This is a genomic window from Mammaliicoccus sp. O-M54 (assembly GCF_022386035.1).
Lineage (GTDB): Bacteria > Bacillota > Bacilli > Staphylococcales > Staphylococcaceae > Mammaliicoccus > Mammaliicoccus sciuri_A.
Map to the genome: position 1 here is coordinate 1 of NZ_JAJNJE010000023.1, position 1824 is coordinate 1824.

The window sequence follows — 1824 nt, forward strand, 5'->3', positions numbered from 1 at the left end:
CAGATTTAATCATGTATTTATGTGCATCGTTTGTTAATTGCGCATGTCTTAGTTTAATAAGTAATAGTCCAATCTCATTACCATTGAAATATCTTGTTGTCCCATCTTCATAACGTTCAACAATACCGATTCTGTCGGCATCTGGATCAGTTGCGATAATAAGTTGAGCCTGTTCTTTCTCAGCTAATTGTTTACTTAAATCAAACGTATCTGCTTCCTCTGGATTGGCTATACGCACTGTTGGAAAATCACCGTTTGGTGTAGATTGTTTTTCTTCAACAACATAGTTTGTATATGACAAATCTTCAAGTACATCTGACAATAAAGGCAGACTTGTGCCATGTAAACTTGTTAAAATTGTTTTTGTTTCAGCCGATTCAAATGAACCAACAAGATTTTTAACCGCTGCTTTATAAGCTTTAGTTGTTTCATCTTTAAATGGTAAGATCAGTTCACGTTCTTGTAATGCTTCAAAGTCGTCTGCTTGTATATTTAATGGGTCTTCTACTGTATCAATATATCGACTTAATTCTAATGAAGGCTCTGTTAATAACTGGCCACCATCTGAACCATATACTTTAATTCCATTATAATTCTTAGGGTTATGGCTTGCCGTAATCATAATACCCGCTGTTGTTTTCAAGTGTCGTACTGCGAATGATAGTTCTGGTGTTGATTTGTATGTTTCTGGCAAGATAACTTCAATACCATTGGTACCTAATACTTTCGCGATTTCTTTCGCAAATTCTTTAGATAAATGACGTGTATCAAAATGAATCACGATTTTAGGCGTATTTGAAATATGCGTTAAATATTTAGCTAAGCCTAGCGCAAACTTTTGAATCGTGAATTTATTCAATCTACCTGGTCCTATACCGAAGGTACTTCTAATACCAGCCGTTCCAAATGATAAGACGTCTGTAAATCCAGCTGCTACTTCTTCTTCTGTTTGAACATTATGAAACTGTTCAACTAAGCTTTCAGATATTCTTTCTTCCCATTGTGCTCTCAAAGTTCTAGCTCCTTTACTTATATATCTAATGTTTGAATATAGCGTTTAATTTCATCACGCATTTCTTCATCTTTCAATGCGTACTCTATCGTCGTCTTCACAAATCCAATTTTTTCTCCGACATCATAGCGTTGTCCTTCAAAATCATACGCATAAACTTTGTCATCTTTATTTAAACGTTCAATCGCATCTGTTAATTGAATTTCTCCGCCACTACCTTCAGTTTGATTCTCAAGATAATCAAAGATTTCAGGAGATAACACGTATCTACCCATAATCGCTAGATTAGATGGTGCAGTTCCTTGTTCTGGTTTCTCCACAAAACGATTCACTTCGTATAAACGATCATCTTGTGAATTCGGGTCAATGATGCCATAACGATGTGTTTCTGATTCAGGTACCGTTTGTACACCAATTACTGATTTACCTGTTGCTTCGTATTGTTCCATTAATTGTTTAATAGCTGGATTATCAGACTCTACAATGTCATCACCTAACAATACTGCGAAAGGTTCATTTCCAATAAATTGCTTCGCTGTGTGAATCGCATGGCCTAATCCTTTTTGTTCTTTTTGTCTGACATAGAAGATGTTCGCTAATTCTGTTGAATATTGAACTTTATCCAGTAATTCAAGTTTCCCTTTTTCATATAAAGTTGTTTCAAGTTCTTTTTGAATATCGAAATGATCTTCAATCGCGCGTTTATGTTTACCAGTTACAATAATTATATCTTCAATTCCAGCACGTGACGCTTCTTCTACAATATATTGAATTGTTGGTTTATCTAATATTGGTAACATTTCTTTAGGCAT

2 protein-coding genes are annotated in these 1824 nt (G+C 34.8%); both read right to left on the minus strand.

Features of this window, described 5'->3' with window-relative positions:
• Positions 1-1012, minus strand: a 1012-nt coding sequence (locus LQ673_RS14665) for a phosphohexomutase domain-containing protein (protein ID WP_481817034.1), incomplete at its 3' end; no start/stop codon positions are given.
• A gap of 17 nt (positions 1013-1029) precedes the next feature.
• Positions 1030-1824 (minus strand): UTP--glucose-1-phosphate uridylyltransferase GalU (galU, locus tag LQ673_RS14670; RefSeq protein ID WP_239705917.1); only part of this gene is annotated, 795 nt, incomplete at its 5' end.